The 15584-nt window shown below is 72.7% G+C and carries 14 protein-coding genes; 13 read left to right on the top strand and 1 reads right to left on the bottom strand.

Annotated features, from left to right (window positions below; translation table 11 throughout):
• The first annotated feature begins 127 nt into the window (after positions 1–127).
• The 13 genes from DLJ49_RS10695 to DLJ49_RS10635 are packed head-to-tail and all read left to right on the top strand — an operon-like array spanning position 128 to position 14286.
• Positions 128–535 carry an NADH-quinone oxidoreductase subunit A gene (locus DLJ49_RS10695; protein ID WP_115393545.1) on the top strand — a complete coding sequence of 136 codons (408 nt, stop codon included), beginning with the start codon at positions 128–130 and terminating at the stop codon, positions 533–535.
• Entirely contained in the window at positions 532–1137 is a 606-nt protein-coding gene (locus tag DLJ49_RS10690) for an NADH-quinone oxidoreductase subunit B (RefSeq protein ID WP_115393544.1), read from the top strand. The genes DLJ49_RS10695 and DLJ49_RS10690 overlap by 4 nt, the downstream gene beginning before the upstream one ends.
• On the top strand, positions 1134–2891 hold the full coding sequence (gene nuoC / locus DLJ49_RS10685) for an NADH-quinone oxidoreductase subunit C/D (RefSeq protein ID WP_115393543.1): 1758 nt from the start codon (positions 1134–1136) through the stop codon (positions 2889–2891). The genes DLJ49_RS10690 and nuoC overlap by 4 nt, the downstream gene beginning before the upstream one ends.
• Positions 2888–3364, top strand: coding sequence for an NADH-quinone oxidoreductase subunit NuoE (gene nuoE, locus DLJ49_RS10680; RefSeq protein WP_115393542.1), 477 nt, complete (start codon positions 2888–2890; stop codon positions 3362–3364). Before nuoC ends, nuoE begins: the two co-directional genes overlap by 4 nt.
• Complete coding sequence (locus DLJ49_RS10675; RefSeq protein ID WP_115393541.1) at positions 3361–4668, top strand: complex I 51 kDa subunit family protein; 1308 nt, start codon at positions 3361–3363, stop codon at positions 4666–4668. The genes nuoE and DLJ49_RS10675 overlap by 4 nt, the downstream gene beginning before the upstream one ends.
• Complete coding sequence (nuoG, locus tag DLJ49_RS10670; RefSeq protein WP_115393540.1) at positions 4665–7265, top strand: NADH-quinone oxidoreductase subunit NuoG; 2601 nt, start codon at positions 4665–4667, stop codon at positions 7263–7265. Before DLJ49_RS10675 ends, nuoG begins: the two co-directional genes overlap by 4 nt.
• A complete protein-coding gene (nuoH, locus tag DLJ49_RS10665; protein ID WP_115393539.1) occupies positions 7262–8218 on the top strand; it encodes an NADH-quinone oxidoreductase subunit NuoH in 957 nt (318 codons plus the stop codon). Before nuoG ends, nuoH begins: the two co-directional genes overlap by 4 nt.
• Positions 8215–8730: an NADH-quinone oxidoreductase subunit NuoI gene (gene nuoI / locus DLJ49_RS10660; protein ID WP_115393538.1), complete on the top strand. Its 516-nt coding sequence runs from the start codon at positions 8215–8217 to the stop codon at positions 8728–8730. The genes nuoH and nuoI overlap by 4 nt, the downstream gene beginning before the upstream one ends.
• A gap of 10 nt (positions 8731–8740) precedes the next feature.
• Positions 8741–9235: an NADH-quinone oxidoreductase subunit J family protein gene (locus DLJ49_RS10655; RefSeq protein WP_115393537.1), complete on the top strand. Its 495-nt coding sequence runs from the start codon at positions 8741–8743 to the stop codon at positions 9233–9235.
• The gene (gene nuoK / locus DLJ49_RS10650) at positions 9232–9534 is read left to right on the top strand and encodes an NADH-quinone oxidoreductase subunit NuoK (protein WP_115393536.1); all 303 of its coding nucleotides are present in this window, start codon (positions 9232–9234) and stop codon (positions 9532–9534) included. The genes DLJ49_RS10655 and nuoK overlap by 4 nt, the downstream gene beginning before the upstream one ends.
• A 5-nt stretch (positions 9535–9539) precedes the next feature.
• Positions 9540–11483, top strand: coding sequence for an NADH-quinone oxidoreductase subunit 5 family protein (locus tag DLJ49_RS10645; RefSeq protein WP_115393535.1), 1944 nt, complete (start codon positions 9540–9542; stop codon positions 11481–11483).
• Positions 11474–12931 (top strand): complex I subunit 4 family protein, encoded by a 1458-nt coding sequence (locus DLJ49_RS10640; RefSeq protein ID WP_115393534.1) that lies wholly within the window; start codon positions 11474–11476, stop codon positions 12929–12931. Before DLJ49_RS10645 ends, DLJ49_RS10640 begins: the two co-directional genes overlap by 10 nt.
• Positions 12928–14286, top strand: coding sequence for a proton-conducting transporter transmembrane domain-containing protein (locus tag DLJ49_RS10635; protein WP_115393533.1), 1359 nt, complete (start codon positions 12928–12930; stop codon positions 14284–14286). The genes DLJ49_RS10640 and DLJ49_RS10635 overlap by 4 nt, the downstream gene beginning before the upstream one ends.
• A 14-nt stretch (positions 14287–14300) precedes the next feature.
• On the opposite strand, the gene mtnA is transcribed toward DLJ49_RS10635, so the two are convergent.
• On the bottom strand, positions 14301–15401 hold the full coding sequence (gene mtnA / locus DLJ49_RS10630) for an S-methyl-5-thioribose-1-phosphate isomerase (protein WP_115393532.1): 1101 nt from the start codon (positions 15399–15401) through the stop codon (positions 14301–14303).
• Positions 15402–15584: the final 183 nt, after the last annotated feature.

Below are 15584 nucleotides of genomic sequence, written 5' to 3'. Positions count from 1 at the left end.
AAGGCATGCGGGCTTGATCTGGCTCAAAGCCGGGCACCCGCGACCCGTGCCATTCGAGGACTTGCCCCGCAGGTGAGCAGTCTGCCCGCGCCGGGGCCAACCCATTCAGGCGCGACGGGAGGCGGACATGCACGAGGCTCTGACCGGACTCGACCCGCGGATTTCTCTGGCGATTCACTCGGTTGCCGCCATCCTGACGGTCGCGGCCGTGCTTGGGGTGGCCGCCCTGCTGCGGGCGAAGGGCGAGTCGACCCGCGCCTGGGGCGTCTACGAAAGCGGCGCGCCTGTGCGCGGGCCGGCCACGGCGCCGGTGCCCACGCAGTATTTCCAGATCGCCGCCTTCTTCGTGATCTTCGACTTCGAGGCGGCCGTGCTCTTCACCTGGGCGATGGCTGCACCGGCCGCGGGCGTGGCCGGCCTCGTCTCGGCCGCGATCTTCATCGGCGTGCTGCTGGTCGCGCTGTTCTACCTCTGGGCCGACGGCGCGCTCGACGTGGGCGCGCAGTCTTCCGGCGGCGCGGCGAGGCAGGCATGAGCGAGCACCCGCACAACAGCCCGCCCGCCGGCGTCAGCATGGCCGCCGGCCAGCTCTTCGCCCGGCTCGACGACCTCGTGGCGTGGTCGCGCAAGAACAGCCTGTGGCCGTTCAACTTCGGCCTGTCGTGCTGTTACGTCGAGATGGCGACGGCGCTGACCCCCGTCTTCGACCAGGCGCGGTTCGGCGCAGAGGTGATCCGCTCCACCCCGCGTCAGGCCGATCTGCTGGTGGTGTCGGGCACCGTCTTCACCAAGATGGCGGTGCCCTTGAAGCGCCTCTACGAGCAGATGCAGCCGCCGCGCTGGGTGATCTCGATGGGGGCCTGCGCCAATTCGGGCGGCATGTACGACATCTATTCGGTCGTGCAGGGGGTGGATTCGTTCCTGCCGGTCGACGTCTACATCCCCGGTTGCCCGCCGCGCCCCGAGCAATTGCTCGACGCGATGATCCTGCTCCAGCAGAAGATCGGGACGGAGAGCCGCCCCCTTGGCATCACGCTCGGCGCCCCGCAGCCGACCTTCGCGGCCGAGCCCCGCAAGGACAGGTTGCACGACGCGCGCATGGCCGTGCGCCGCTACGACGACCCGGAGGCACCATGAGCCTCGACGCGCCCCGCATCGACGACCCGGCCGACGAGTTGCGCGCCCGCCTCGGCGCGGGCGTCGTGGCCGAGCAGGCGACGGGCGAGCCCTTTCCCGTGCTCTGGATCGCGCGCGAGGCCTGGGTCGAGGCGCACCGCGCCCTGCGCGAGATGGAGCGGCCGTTCACGCTGATGGCCGACCTCTGGGGCACCGACGAGACCGCACGCCATCACCGCCCGGGCCTGCCGCCCTCGGGCGTGACGGTGACGAGCCACCTCGTCTCGCCCGCGCGCAACGCCGACATCCGTCTCAAGCTCGCCTGCGACGGGGCGGCCCCGCGCGCGCCCTCGTTGACGCCCGTCTATCCCGGCGCCGACTGGTACGAGCGCGAGACGTTCGACATGCTCGGCGTGCAGTTCGAAGGCCACCCGCTGCTGCGTCGCATCTACATGCCGAACGACTGGCAGGGCCACCCGCTGCGCAAGAACCACCACGCGCGGGCGACCGAAAAGCCTCCCTACCGGATGACGCCGGAAAGCTTCGCCGCGACGGAGGAGGCCAACACGCTCGACCCCGCGCGGCTCGGCCTGCCCACGCACCGCGACGGCGTGGAGCTGATGGTGCTGAACATGGGGCCGCATCACCCCTCGACGCACGGCGTGTTCCGCATCCTGCTCGGCCTCGACGGCGAGGAGATCGTCTGGGCCTACCCCGATCTCGGCTACCACCACCGCGGCGCCGAGAAGATGGCCGAGCGGCAGACATGGCACGGCTTCATCCCCTATTGCGACCGGATCGACTATCTCGGCGGCGTCACCCACGAGCTGCCCTACCTGATGGCGGTCGAGAGCCTGTGCGGCATCGAGGTGCCCGAGCGGGCGCAATGCATCCGCGTGATGCTGTGCGAGATCTTCCGCATCACCTCGCACCTTCTGTTCTACGGCACGCTGGCGCAGGACGCCGGCGTGATGTCGCCCATCTTCTACATGTTCGTCGACCGCGAGCGCGCCTACGACGTGATCCAGGCGATCACCGGCGGGCGAATGCACCCCGCCTTCCTGCGCATCGGCGGCGTGGCGATGGATCTGCCGACCGGGTGGGACGGCCTCGTGCGCGACTTCCTCGACTGGATGCCCCGGCGGCTCGACGACTACGAGGGCATGGTCATGCGCTCCGAGATGTTCCGGGCGCGCACGAAGGGCGTCGCGCTGGCCGATGCCGAGACCTGCCTGAAATGGTCGATGACGGGCCCCTCGCTGCGTGCCGCCGGCCTGCCCTGGGACATCCGCAAGGAGCGGCCCTATTCGGGCTACGAGACCTACGAGTTCGACGTGGTGACGGCCGAAGCCGGCGACATCTACGCCCGCACCCGCGTGCGGGTGGACGAGATGCGCGAGTCGCTGAGGATCATCCGCCAATGCGTCGACCGGATGCCCGGCGGCCCGGTCAAAGCCGACCACCCGCGCGCCTTCCCGCCGCCGCGGGCGCAGACGCTCGAGGATATCGAGACGCTGATCCACCATTTCGTCGGCACCGCCTGGGGGCCGCGGGTGCCGGTCGGCGAGGCGACGGGGCAGATCGAGTCGGCCCGCGGGCTGGCGCAGTATTCCATCGTCTCCGACGACGGCGGGCACAGCTACCGCACCCGCATCCGCACCCCCTCGTTCGCCAACCTTCAGGCGATCCCCGAAATCGCGCCCGGCCTGACCGTGGCCGACCTCGTGATGCACATCGCCTCGCTGGATTTCGTCATGTCGGATGTCGACAAATGAGCCTCGCCCCCGATCTCCGCGCCGCCATCGAGGCGGCGAAGCACCACCACGGCGGCCCGCGCCCGGCGATGCTGGAAGCCCTGCGGATGATCCAGCAGGACCATGGCTGGGTGTCCGACGCGCATCTGGAAGAGGCCGCCGCGCTGCTCGGCGTCACGACTGCCGAGATGGAGGACGTCGCGACCTTCTATTCGCTCATCTTCCGCCGGCCCGTGGGCGAGAAGGTGATCCTGCTGTGCGACGGCGCGTCGTGCTGGCTGAACGGCGGCGACGCGGTGCGCGACGCGGTGATGGCGCGGCTCGGGATCGGCTTCGGCGAGACGACCGCGGACGGGAAATACACCCTCGTCAACATCTGCTGCGTGGGCGGATGCGACCATGCGCCGGCCGCCGTGATCGGCCGCGACCGCAAGCTCGTCGGTCCGCTGACCGCGGACGATCTGGAGGGGCTTCTGGGGGAGGACGCGCGATGACCGACAAACCCCTGACCGGCCGTGCCCGCCCCGACCGCAGGCCGCACACGCTGGAGGAATGGCGCGACCTCGGCGGCTACGAGGCCGTCGAGCGGGGCCTGCGCGAGCTCAGCCCCGAGCGCGTGCTCGACATGGTCGACGAGGCGCGGCTGAACGGGCGCGGCGGCGCGGGCTTTCCGGCCGCCAGGAAGTGGCGCTTCATGCCGAAACCGGGCGAGGCGCCCGGCGACGGGCCGAACTACTTCATCGTCAACGGCGACGAGATGGAGCCCGGCGCCTTCAAGGATCGTATCCTGCTCGAAGCGCTGCCCCACCAGCTGATCGAGGGCGCGATCCTGGCCGCCTACGCCACCCATTCGACCGAGATCATCGTGCTGATCCGCGACGCCTACCGCGACGCGATCCGCAACGTCTCGCGCGCGATCGAGGAGGCCGAGGCGGCGGGGTATCTCGGGCGCGACGTGCTCGGCTCGGGGGTCGACGTGAGGATGTGGGTGCATCCCTCGGCCGGCCGCTACATCGTGGGCGAGGAGACGGCGCTGATCGAGGCGCTCGAGGGCAAGCGCGCCGTGCCGCGCAAGCGCCCGCCCTTTCCCGCGCAATCGGGCCTCTGGGGCCGGCCGACCACGGTCAACAACGTCGAGACGGTCTCGTGCGTCAGCCACATCGTGGCGAACGGGTCGAACTGGTTCCAGGGGCTGTCGCGCACGCAGGAGGGCGGCACCAAGGTCTTCGCGGTCTCGGGCCGGGTGCACGCGCCGCAGGTGATCGAGGCGCCGATGGGCACCACGGCGGCCGAGCTGATCGAGATGAGCGGCGGCGTGTCGGGCAACGGCGTGCTGCGCTGCTTCCAGCCCGGCGGGGGCGCCTCGGGCTTCCTCGAGCCGGACGCGCTCGAGGTGCCGCTCGACTTCGGCCATGTGCGCGCGGCGGGCAGCATGTTCGGCACCGGAACGCTGATCGTGCTGGACGAGACGGCCTGCCCGGTGGGTGTGATCGCGCGGCACATGGCGTTCTACGCACGCGAAAGCTGCGGCTGGTGCACGCCGTGCCGCGACGGGCTGCCCTGGGCGGCGAAGATCATGGCCGACATCGAGGCGGGGGCGGGGCACTTGTCCGATCTCGACATCCTGCGCATGACGGTGCAGGTGGGCGGCCCGCGCGGCCGTGCGTTCTGCGACCTGATGGGCGGCGCGATGAGCCCGCTCGGCACCGGCCTCGACCGTTTCGGCGCTCTCTTCGAGCAGCACATTTCCGACAAGTGCTGCCCCGTAGCCCGCGACCACGGGAGGGCGGCGGCATGAGCAAGGTGCGCCTGACGATCGACGGGATCGCGCGCGAGGTCGAGGCGGGCCAGGATCTGCTGTCGGCCTCGCTCGGCCTCGGCGTCGAGGTTCCGCATTTCTGCTGGCACGCCGCGCTCGGCTCGGTCGGGGCCTGCCGGCTCTGCGCCGTGCGCATCCATGACGGCCCCGACGACGACGAGGGCCGCATCGAGATGGCCTGCATGACGCCCGTGGCCGAGGGCCAGCGGGTGGAACTGGCCGATCCCGAGGCGGCCGAGATGCGCGCCCGCGTCATCGAGTGGCTGATGGTCAACCACCCGCACGACTGCGCCGTCTGCGAAGAGGGTGGCGCCTGCCACCTGCAGGACATGACGGTGGCGACCGGGCATCACCGGCGGCGATTCCGCTTCGAGAAGCGCACCCACCGCAACCAGGATCTCGGGCCGCTGCTGACCCACGAGATGAACCGCTGCATCGCCTGCTACCGCTGCACGCGGTTCTACCGGGGCTATGCGGGCGGCCGCGACCTCGACGTGTTCGGCGCCCATGACCGCGCCTATTTCGGCCGCTACGAGGACGGCCCGCTGGAGAGCCCCTTCGCCGGCAACCTCGCCGAGGTGTGCCCCACCGGCGTGTTCAACGACAAGGGCTGGTCGGAGCACTACGCCCGCAAGTGGGACATGGCCGCGACCCCGGCGATCTGCACGCAGTGTTCGGTCGGCTGCAACCTGTTCGCGGCCGAGCGGGGCGGCCGCGTGCGCCGGGTGCAGAACCGCTATCACGGCGCGATCAACGGGCATTTCATCTGCGACCGGGGGCGGTTCGGCGCGCTCCACGTCGCCGAGGCGCGACTCGACCACCCGCGCATCGGCGGTGCCCCGGCCGATGCCGAGACCACCCGCGCGGCCGTGCAGGAGGCCCTGGCGAAGGGCGCGGTCGGCATCGGCTCGCCGCGGGCGAGCCTCGAGACCAATGCGGCGCTGCGGCGGCTCGTGGGGGCGGAGCGGTTCTTCGCCGGGGTGGGCGAGGCCGAGGCGCGCGCCGTCGGCCGGATGGCCGGCTGGCTCGCCAAGGGGCGCGGCGCCTCGCTCAAGCAGATGGAAGCCGCCGACGCGGTGCTGGTGCTGGGCGAAGACCTGACCGGCACGGCACCCCGCGCGGCTCTGGCCCTTCGGCAGACGGCCCGGGGCGCGGCCGATGCGCTCGCCGCGGAAAAGGGCGTGCCCGCCTGGCTCGACAACGCCGCCCGCGTCGCGGGCGAGGGGCGCAGGCCTCCCGTCGCGCTGGTGACGCCGATGACGGACGCGCTCGACGACGTGGCGACATGGGCGCTGCGCCGCCCGCCGGAAGAAGTCGCCGCCTTCGGGCAGGCCGTCGCCGCCGCCCTGCGGGGCGAGGCCGCCGAGGAGGCCGCGCGCGAGGTGGCCGAGGCGCTGAAGGCCGCCGAGCGGCCGCTGGTGATCGCGGGCTTCGGCACCGGCCGGGGCGACGCGGTGGAGGCGGCGGGCGCGGTGGCCGAGGCGCTGGGCGAGCATGCCCGGCTCGCCCTGTTCCCGCCGGAGGCCAACAGCCTCGGCCTCGCGCTGGCGGGGGCGGAAGGGCTCGAGGGGGCCGTCGCCGCGCTCGAGCACGGGCGCGCGGGAACGGCCGTCATCGCCGAGGTCGACCTGGTCGAGCGGGCCGATCCGCGGCTGGTGGAGCGGCTCTTCGCGGCGGCCGAGACGGTGATCGCCCTCGACAGCGCCGAGACGCGCACCACTGCCCGCGCCGATATCGTGCTTCCGGTGGCCGACTGGTCGGAGGCGGCGGGCACCCTGGTCAACCACGAGGGGCGCGCGCAGCGCAGCTTCGCCGCCGTTTCGGGCGGCCGCCCCGCCGGCTGGCGCGTGCTGGCGGGGCTGATGGCCGTGCGCCCGGGCTGGGACACGCTCGACGCGATGCTCGACGCTCTCGCCCGCGACCTGCCGCAGCTGGCGCCCGCGAAGGAGACCGCACCGGGCGCCGCCTTCCGCCTGCCGCTCGGGCAGGTGGCGCGCGCCCCATGGCGGATGTCGGGGCGCACCGCGCAAGACCTGGCGGGGCGGGTGCCCGAGGGCACCCCGCCGGCCGATGACGACGCGGCGCTCGCCTTCTCGATGGAGGGCGCGCAGGGGGCCGACGCGCCGCCCGCCTTGCGCACGTCCTACGGCGTGCCGGGCTGGCATTCCGCCTCGGCCGCGCCTTTCCTGACCGACGGCCCCGACGGCCCGATGGCGGGAGACGACCCCGGCGTGTCGGTGCTCCCGGGCTTCACCGCGCCCGCGCCGCTGGCAGAGCACGCGCCGCGCGGCGCGGGCCTCGCCCCCCTGCCCCTGCACGAGCCGTTCTCGGGCGACGAGCTCGGCCGCCGGGCGCAGCGGCTGGCGCAGCGCTGTCCGGCGCCCGTGATCGCGCTGCACCCCGACGACGCCGCCGAGATCGGCCTCGCCGATGGCCAGCGCGTCGCCGTCGACGGCGGCGAGGCGGTGCCGCTCACCCTCGACCCGGCGGTGCCGAAGGGCCACGTCGCCGCCACGGCCGGGCGGCTTCTGCCGCGCGGCGGCGGGCACCGGGCCATCGTGGAGGCGGCGGAATGAGCGCGGCTTTCACCCTCATCCTCTCGGTCTGGCTGATCGCGGCGCTGCTTGTGGCGGCGGGCGTCTTCACCTGGGTGGAGCGGCGCGGCCTGGGCTTCCTGCAGGAGCGGCTGGGGCCGAACCGGGTGGGCCCCTTCGGCTTCTTCCAGTGGATCGCCGACACCGTGAAGCTGCTGTTCAAGGCCGACGAGGTGCCGCCCGACGGCGACGCGCTGACCTTCCGTCTCGCGCCCGCGCTCGCCGCGACGCCGGTGCTGGTGGGCTTCGCCGTCGTCGCCTTCGCGCCCGGCTGGGCGATCTCGGCCCTCGACATCGGGGTGATCTTCATCCTCGCGATGCTGGCGCTGACGGTCTACGCGATGGTGCTGGGCGCCTGGGCCTCGCGCAACCGCTACGCGATGCTGGGCGGCCTGCGGGCGGCGGCGCAGATGCTTTCGTACGAGGCGTTCTTCGGCCTGTCGCTGATGGGCGTGGTCATGCTCGCGGGGTCGATGAGCCTCGGGCAGATCGTCGCTGCGCAGGAGGGGCTGTGGTTCGTCGTGCAGCAGCCGCTCGGCGCGGCGCTGTTCACCATCGCCGGCATCGCCGCGGCCCACCGCCTGCCCTTCGACCTGCAGGAATCCGAGCAGGATCTCGTGGCGGGCTTCATGACCGAGTATTCGGGGATGGGCTTCGCGCTGTTCTTCCTCGGCGAATACCTCGCCATCCTGCTCGTCTCGGCGCTGGCCGTCACGCTGTTCTTCGGCGGCTGGCTGGGCCCCTGGCTGCCCGCGCCGGTGTGGTTCGGCCTCAAGGTCGGGGCGCTCGCGCTCGCCTTCGTCTGGATCCGGGCGATCCTGCCGCGGCCGCGCTACGACCAGCTCGTCGCCTTCGCGTGGAAATGGGCGCTGCCGCTGGCGCTGGCCAACCTGCTCGTGACGGGCGCGGTCGTCGTTCTGGGAGGGTCGGCATGAGGGGAGTCGTCCAGAGCCTTGCCGCGGTCGGGCGCAAGCTGCTGACGCGCAAGTACACCGCCGGCTACCCGGAGGTGAAGCCGGAGCTGCCCGCCCGCTACCGCGCCCGGATCGTGCTGACGCGCGACCCCGACGGGCAGGAGCGCTGCGTGGCGTGCAATCTCTGCGCCGTGGCCTGCCCGGTCGACTGCATCGACGTGGTCAAGGCCGAGACGGAGGACGGGCGCTGGTACCCCGAGACGTTCCGCATCAACTTTGCCCGCTGCATCTTCTGCGGCTATTGCGAAGAGGCGTGCCCGACCCAGGCGATCCAGCTCACCCCCGATTTCGAGACGGCGGATTACGAGCGATCGAGCCTCGTCTACGACAAGGACGACCTGTTGATCGCGGGCGAGGGCAAGCAGGCCGGCTATACCTACTGGGCCGTGGCGGGCAAGGCGATCGCCGGCAAGGACAAGGGCGAGGCGCAGGGAGAAGCGCCGCCGACCGACCTGCGGGATCTGTGCCCATGAGGTGGGGGCCATGAGCTGGGGACTGGCGATCTGGGCGAGCGCGCTGGCGCTCGCCGCGGCGGCGCTCGCGGTGACGCGCGACTCGGTGGTGCACGCGCTGCTCCTGCTTCTCGCGGCGCTGGTGGCGCTGGGGGTGGCCTTCTTCGCGCTGGCCTCGCCCTTTGCCGGGGCGATCCAGCTGCTGATCTACGCGGGCGCGGTGGTGGCGGTGTTCGTCTTCGTCATCATGACGGTCGAGGCGGGGCCCGAGGCGCGGGCGCGCGAGCGCGCACTGCTTTCGGGCGCGTGGCGCTGGCCCGCCGTGGTGGCGGTGCTCGCCTTTCTGCCGATGCTCGTCGGCCTCGGCGGCACGGCGGACGGGACGCCCGGCGGCGTCGGCGCGGCCGACCTCGGGCTTCTGATGTTCGGGGAGTGGGCGGTGGCGACCGAGCTCGTCTCGCTTCTGCTGATCGCCGGCATGATCGGGGTGCGCGCGCTGTCGCGGAAGGGGAGAGACGGGGAATGACGGGGCTCAACGCGCTGCTGGCGCTCTCGGGCGGACTGTTCGTGACGGGGCTGTTCGGCGTGCTCGCGCGGCGGACGATCGTGCTCCAGCTCGTCTCGCTCGAGATCATGCTGGCCGGGCCGGCGCTCGCCTTCGTGGCGGCGGGCGCCCACCACGGCGCGGTCGAGGGGACGGCGATGTTCCTGCTGGTGCTGGCGCTGGCTGCCGCCGAGGTGGCGGTCGGCCTCGCGATCTACCTGCACCTGCGGCGGCACGAAGGCGGCGGCGACGCCGATGCCACGGCCCGGCTGAGGGGGTGAACGGGATGCTGGCCTACCTGCTCCTTCTCGTGCCGATGCCGTCGCTCGGGGGCTTCCTGCTTCTGGCGCTCGACCCTTACCGCCTCGACCGGCGCGCGGTGCAGGCCGCGGGGCTGGCGGCGGGCTGCGCGCCCCTCCTCGTCATCGGGCCACTGGCCGCGCTGCATCTCACCGGCGCGATCGGCGATCAGGTCGCCCCGATCTTCTTCATCAACGTGGGCAACTTCGAGGTGGCGCTGGCGATGGGCCTCGACGCGGTGAGCGCGGTCGCGGCGCTGACCGTCGCCTTCGTGGCGGCCTGCGTGATGATCTACGCGCTCGATTACATGTCCTATGCCGGCACACCCGACCTGCGCCGGTTCTTCGCGCTGATGAACCTGTTCGTGGCCGGCATGCTGTCGATGGTGCTGGCAGCCGACTCCATCACCTTCTTCCTGGGATGGGAGCTGATGGGCCTGTGCTCGTTCTTCCTGATCTCCTACAACATGACCTCGCCGCGGGCCTTCGCCGCCGGGCAGAAGGCGTTCCTGATCACCCGGATCGCCGACGCCGCGCTGCTCGCGGGGCTACTGCTGCTGTTCCTCGAAGCCGGCTCGGTGCGCCTGACCGAGCTGATCCCGGCGGGCACGGTCGCCGAGCCCGTTCGGGGCAGCATCATCGCGGCGCTGCTGCTGATCGGCGCGCTCGGCAAGTCGGCGCAGGTCCCGTTCCATACCTGGCTTCCCACCGCGATGGCAGGGCCGACGCCGGTCTCGGCGCTCCTGCACTCGGCCACGATGGTGGCGGCGGGGGCGGTGCTGCTCGCCCGCTTCGCGCCGGTGATCGAAGCCTACCCCGTCGTGGCCGGTGCGACGGCCGTGGCGGGGGCGACGACGGCGCTGTTCGGGGCCGCCAGCGCTGTGGCCCAGACCGACGTCAAGCGCCTGCTCGCCTATTCATCGATCAGCCAGATCGGCTACATGGTGGCCGCCGTGGGCGTGGGCGCTCCGGCCGTGGCGATGGCGCATTTCGTCGTTCATGCCGCGTTCAAGTCGCTGCTGTTCATGGCGGCGGGCGTGATGAGCCACGCGGGCGGCGGCAGCACGACGATCGACTCGCTGCGCGGGGCGGCACGGGCCACGCCCATCGCCTTCATCTGCTACGCCGCCGGGGCGGCCTCGCTCGCGGGCCTGCCCTTCGTCACCGCGGGCTGGTGGTCCAAGGAGGCGATCCTCGCCTCGGCCGTCGTCTCGGGGCCGCTCGGGGCGGCGGTCTGGGCGGTGGCGCTCGCGGCGGCGGTGCTGACGGGCGTCTACGCCTTCCGGCCCGTGCTCGTGGCGGCGGCGACCCCGGCCACGCCGCGGCGACGCTGCCGCGAGCACCCGCTGGCCAGCGGCCCGCTGATCGTGCTGGCCCTGCTCGCGCTGGCGGGCGGCCTCGCCGTGGCGCCGATGACCACGCTGATGGGCGGCCACCCGCCTCACCCGGCGCACTGGGTCGAGATCGTGGGCGCCGTGGCGGCGCTGGCCGGCCTCGCGGGATCGGTCGCGGTGGTCTTCGTGCCGACCCTCGCGGCCCGGGTGCGCGGCGCCCGAAAGCTGCGCGCCGGCCTGCAGTTCGATGCGCGCTACTACGCCCTTCTCGTGCGGCCCTACCGGCGGCTCGTGCGCCGCCTTTCCGGGCGCGAGGGCGCGTGGGTCGACCGGCTCGGCCGCCCGCCCGACGGGGCCACGGCCGACCCGGTGGGGCAGGCGACGGTGGCGCTCGGCCTCTGGCTGCGGCGGGTGGTTCTGACGCCCTTCTCGCCCGACCGCATGGACATCGCGTGGATGCGCGGCGCCGCCGGCATCGGGCGCGCGGCCGAGCGGGGGCGCAACCTGCAGACGGGGCGGGTGCGCGACTACGCGCTGGCACTGGCCGTGGGCCTCGCCGCACTTCTGATCCTTGGATGGGGAATGACATGGCGCTGACGCTGCAGATCCTGCTGCCGTTCTTCGGGGGGTTCGCCGCCCTGCTCGCGCCGCGCCTTGCGGGCCTTAGCGAGCGCTGGACGACCATCGCGGTGATGGCCCTGACGCTGATCGTGCTTCTGCTCGCCGTGGTGTCGGGCGACGACGGGCGGTGGCTCGCGTTCACCCGGGCCGACTGGGCGCCCTCCTTCGGCATCCAGGTGCTGCTGGCGATGGACGGGCTCTCGGCGGCGCTGCTGGCCGTCTCGGCGGGCCTCGGCATGATCTGCGTGTTCATCTCGTGGCATGTCACCCACCGCTCGCCTCTCTTCCACGCCGCGATCTGCTGGACGGTGGCGGCCTCGAACGGCGTGTTCCTGTCGTTCGACCTGCTGATCCTCGCCTTCTTCTGGGAGCTGATGATCGTGCCCGCCTTCCTGCTGATCGCCCTCTGGGGCCACGGCGACCGCGAGGCGGCGGCGATCAAGTTCCTCGTGTTCAACGCGGTGGCGGGGCTCGGCCTGCTGGCGGCCGTCTTCTGGATGGGCGCGACATCCGACCCGATCACGTTCGACGCCTTCGAGCTGGCCCGCGACGAGCGCTCGCACACCGCGCAGGTGCTCTTGCTGCTCGGCTTCGCGGTGGCCTTCATGGTCAAGCTGCCGGTGCCGCCCTTCCACGCGTGGCTGCCCGATGCGCATACCAACGCCCCCACGGCGGGCTCGATCCTGCTCGCGGGGCTGCTGCTCAAGACGGGCGCCTACGGTCTCTTCCGCTTTCCGCCGCTGCTGTTCCCCGAGGGGCTGGTGACGCTGGCGCCGTGGGGCATGGCGCTGGGGGCGTTCGGCGTGGTTTACGGCGCGGTCCTGGCCTGCGGACAGACCGACGCGAAACGGCTCGTCGCCTATACCTCGGTCGCGCACATGAGCATCGTCCTGATGGGCGTGTGCGGCGGCGTGCACTTCGCGCTGATGGGCGCCGGCGTCGAGATGATCGCGCACGCCTTCTCGTCGTCGGCGCTGTTCCTTCTGATCGGGGCGCTGCAGCACCGGACCGGCACGCGCGACCTGCGCGAACTGGGGGGCCTGCAGAAGACGGCGCCGGCCTTCGCCACCTCCTTCGCCCTGTTCTTCGCCGCGGCGCTGGCGATGCCGGGCACGGCGAACTTCCTCGGCGAGGCGCTGGTCATCACCGGCATGTTCCAGGTCAACTGGGTGCTCGCGGCGATCGCGCTGGTGTCTCTGGTGGTGTCGGTGGTCTACGCCACGCGGCTGATCGGCGGCATCGTCTTCGGCGAGCCGAAGCCCGCGGTGCAGGGCGCGCACGACCTCTACCGCCACGAGCTGTGGCCCATCGCGGTGCTCGGCCTCTGCACGCTGCTCTTCGGCCTGTTCCCGCAGGCGCTCATCTCGGTGCTGCGCCCGGCGGTCGAGGCCGCTCTGACGCCGCTTCTGTTCGTGCAGCCATGAGCGGGGCGGAGTTCCTCTCGCTCGCCCCGCTTGCGCTGACGGGGCTGGCCGGGATCGCCGGCATGGCGCTGGCGCCGGTCGCCCCGGCGCGTGCGGTGCGGGGCGTGACGGCGGCTCTCGTGGCACTCGCGCTGGTCGTGGCGCTGAGCCGCGCCGGGGCGGAGCCGGCGGCGCCCTACGCGCTGATGGTCGATGACGGGCTGGCGCGGTTCGGCACGGTGCTGGCGCTGCTCGCGGGCCTCGGCGTGCTTGCCTTCGCCCGGGCCGAGGGCGGCGCGCGGGAGGCACCCGCGCTTGTCGCCGTCGCCACGGCGGGAGCGGTGGCGCTGGCGGGAGCGGCGCATGCGGCGGTGCTGTTCCTGGGGCTCGAGATCACCACGCTCGCCATGATCGCGCTCGCCGTCCTGCCCCGCACGGCCGAGGCCGCGGAGGCCGGCTACAAGCTGTTCCTGATGGCGGGCGCCGGCGCGGCGGCGCTGCTGCTCGGCCTCGCCTTCGGGTTCGCCGACAGCGGGTCGCTGATGCTCGACGCCTGGGCCGGCGGCGGACCGGTGGCGGCCGTGGGGGCCGCGCTCGTCCTGGCCGGTCTCGCCTTCAAGTTCTCGCTCGTGCCCTTTCACATGTGGACGCCCGACCTGTTCTCGGGGGCGCCCGCCTCCGCCGCGGCGATGGCCGGCGCCGTCTCGAAGGTGGCGGTGGGCATCGCGCTCCTGCGCCTGACCGAGGCGGCGCCGGGCGGCGCGGCCTGGCCGCTCGGCCTGGCGCTCGCGGGCGGCGCGGCGGCGATCCTCGGCAACCTCGTCGCGCTGCGCCAGGAGAGCCTGTCGCGGATGCTCGGCTACTCGACCATCGCCCATTCGGGGTATCTCGCGCTCGTGCTGGCGGCGGGCGGAGGGCTCGCGGGCGAGGCGCTGCTCGTCTATCTCGCGGCCTACGTTCCCGCGATCCTCGCGGCACTCTGCGTGGCGGCGGCGCTCGGCCCGGTCACGCGCGACGATCTGCGCGGCCTCGTGCACCGGCAGCCGCTGGCGGGAGCGGCGATGGCGCTCGCGCTGCTGTCGATGGCGGGGCTGCCGCCCACGGCGGGCTTCATCGGCAAGGTCTACCTGTTCTCGGCGCTGGCGGCGGCCGAGGCCTGGGCGCTGCTCGGCGTGGCCGCCCTCGGTGCCGCGCTCGCCTTCGTCTACTACCTGCGCTTCGCGGTGGCGGCCTTCGCCTCGGCCGAGGGTGCGCCGGGGCCGACCCTGGGCTGGCCGGCGCGCGCCGCGCTGGTGGTCGCGCTCGCCGCGCTCGTCGGCCCCGGCCTCTACCCCGAGCCGCTGATCGCCCTCGCCTCGGCCGCCGCCCTGCCCTGAGGGCCGGCCATCGTTCAGCGGTTGGGGCGCCGCTCGGGGAAGAGGGCGAGCAGGCCCTCGGCGCTCGCCTCGGCGATTCCGCGCTCGGTGACAAGGCCGGTGACGAGGCGCGCGGGCGTCACGTCGAAGGCCGGGTTGCCGCCCGGCGACCCCTCGGGAGATATGCGCACCCAGTCGGTCTGCCCGTCTTGCCGGACCCCGTAGACATGGGTGACCTCGCGGCCGTCACGCTCCTCGATCGGGATCTCCGAGAGGCCGTCCGATACCGTCCAGTCGATGGTCGAGGACGGGAGCGCCACGTAGAAGGGCACGCCGGTGTCGCGGGCGGCGAGCGCCTTGAGATACGTGCCGATCTTGTTGCAGACGTCGCCGGTGGCGGTGGTGCGGTCGGTGCCGGTGATGACCATGTCGACCTGCCCGCGCTGCATCAGGTGGCCGCCCGCGTTGTCGACGATCAGGTGGTGGGGGATGCCGTGGCCCGCCATCTCCCACGCGGTCAGCTGCGCGCCCTGGTTGCGCGGGCGCGTCTCGTCGACCCAGACATGCACCGGGATGCCCGCCTCGGCCGCCTGGTAGATCGGCGAGGTCGCGGTGCCCCAGTCGACCGTGGCGAGCCATCCGGCGTTGCAATGGGTCAGGATGTTGACCGGCTCGCCGCCCTTGCGCGCCGCGATCTCCTCGATGAGGCGCAGGGCGTGGCCGCCGATGGCACGGTTGACCGCGACGTCTTCGTCGCAGATCGCATCGGCGCGGGCGAGGGCCGCGGAGGCGCGGTCGGCGGGCACCAGCGGCATCAGCCGCGCCTTCAGATCGTCGAGCGCCCAGCGCAGGTTGATCGCGGTCGGGCGGGTGGCATGGAGCACGTGATAGGCCGTCGCGAGGCTCTCGTCGGAGGGGTCGCGCGCCATCTGGCGGGCCACGCCATAGGCGGCGGTCGCACCGATCAGGGGCGCGCCGCGCACCCACATGTCGCGGATCGCGGTGGCGAAGTCGGCCAGCGTGTCGAGCGCCACGACGCGGAACTCGTGCGGAAGCCAACGCTGGTCGATCACCCGGATCTCGTCGGTGGCCGCATCGCGCCAGATCGAGCGGTAATGGATGTCGCCGACCTTCATCTTTCGCCTCCCGTGCCTGTCTACCGGCAGGTGGTGGTGCCGTCGCTCGCTTGTCAACGGCTACGGTCACGAAGCCCCTCGGCTTCAGGGCGTGGGCACGCGTCTACGGCGCCACGGGGAGGAGCACTGCGCGTCCATGGACCGAGTCACCGCCGCCACACCCCGAGCCCCGGCAACGACAGC

It is taken from the genome of Rhodovulum sp. 12E13, assembly GCF_003340565.1.
GTDB lineage: Bacteria > Pseudomonadota > Alphaproteobacteria > Rhodobacterales > Rhodobacteraceae > HLUCCA09.
The sequence above is the reverse complement of the archived record's forward strand: the minus strand, read 5'-3'. Positions and strand labels throughout refer to the sequence as shown.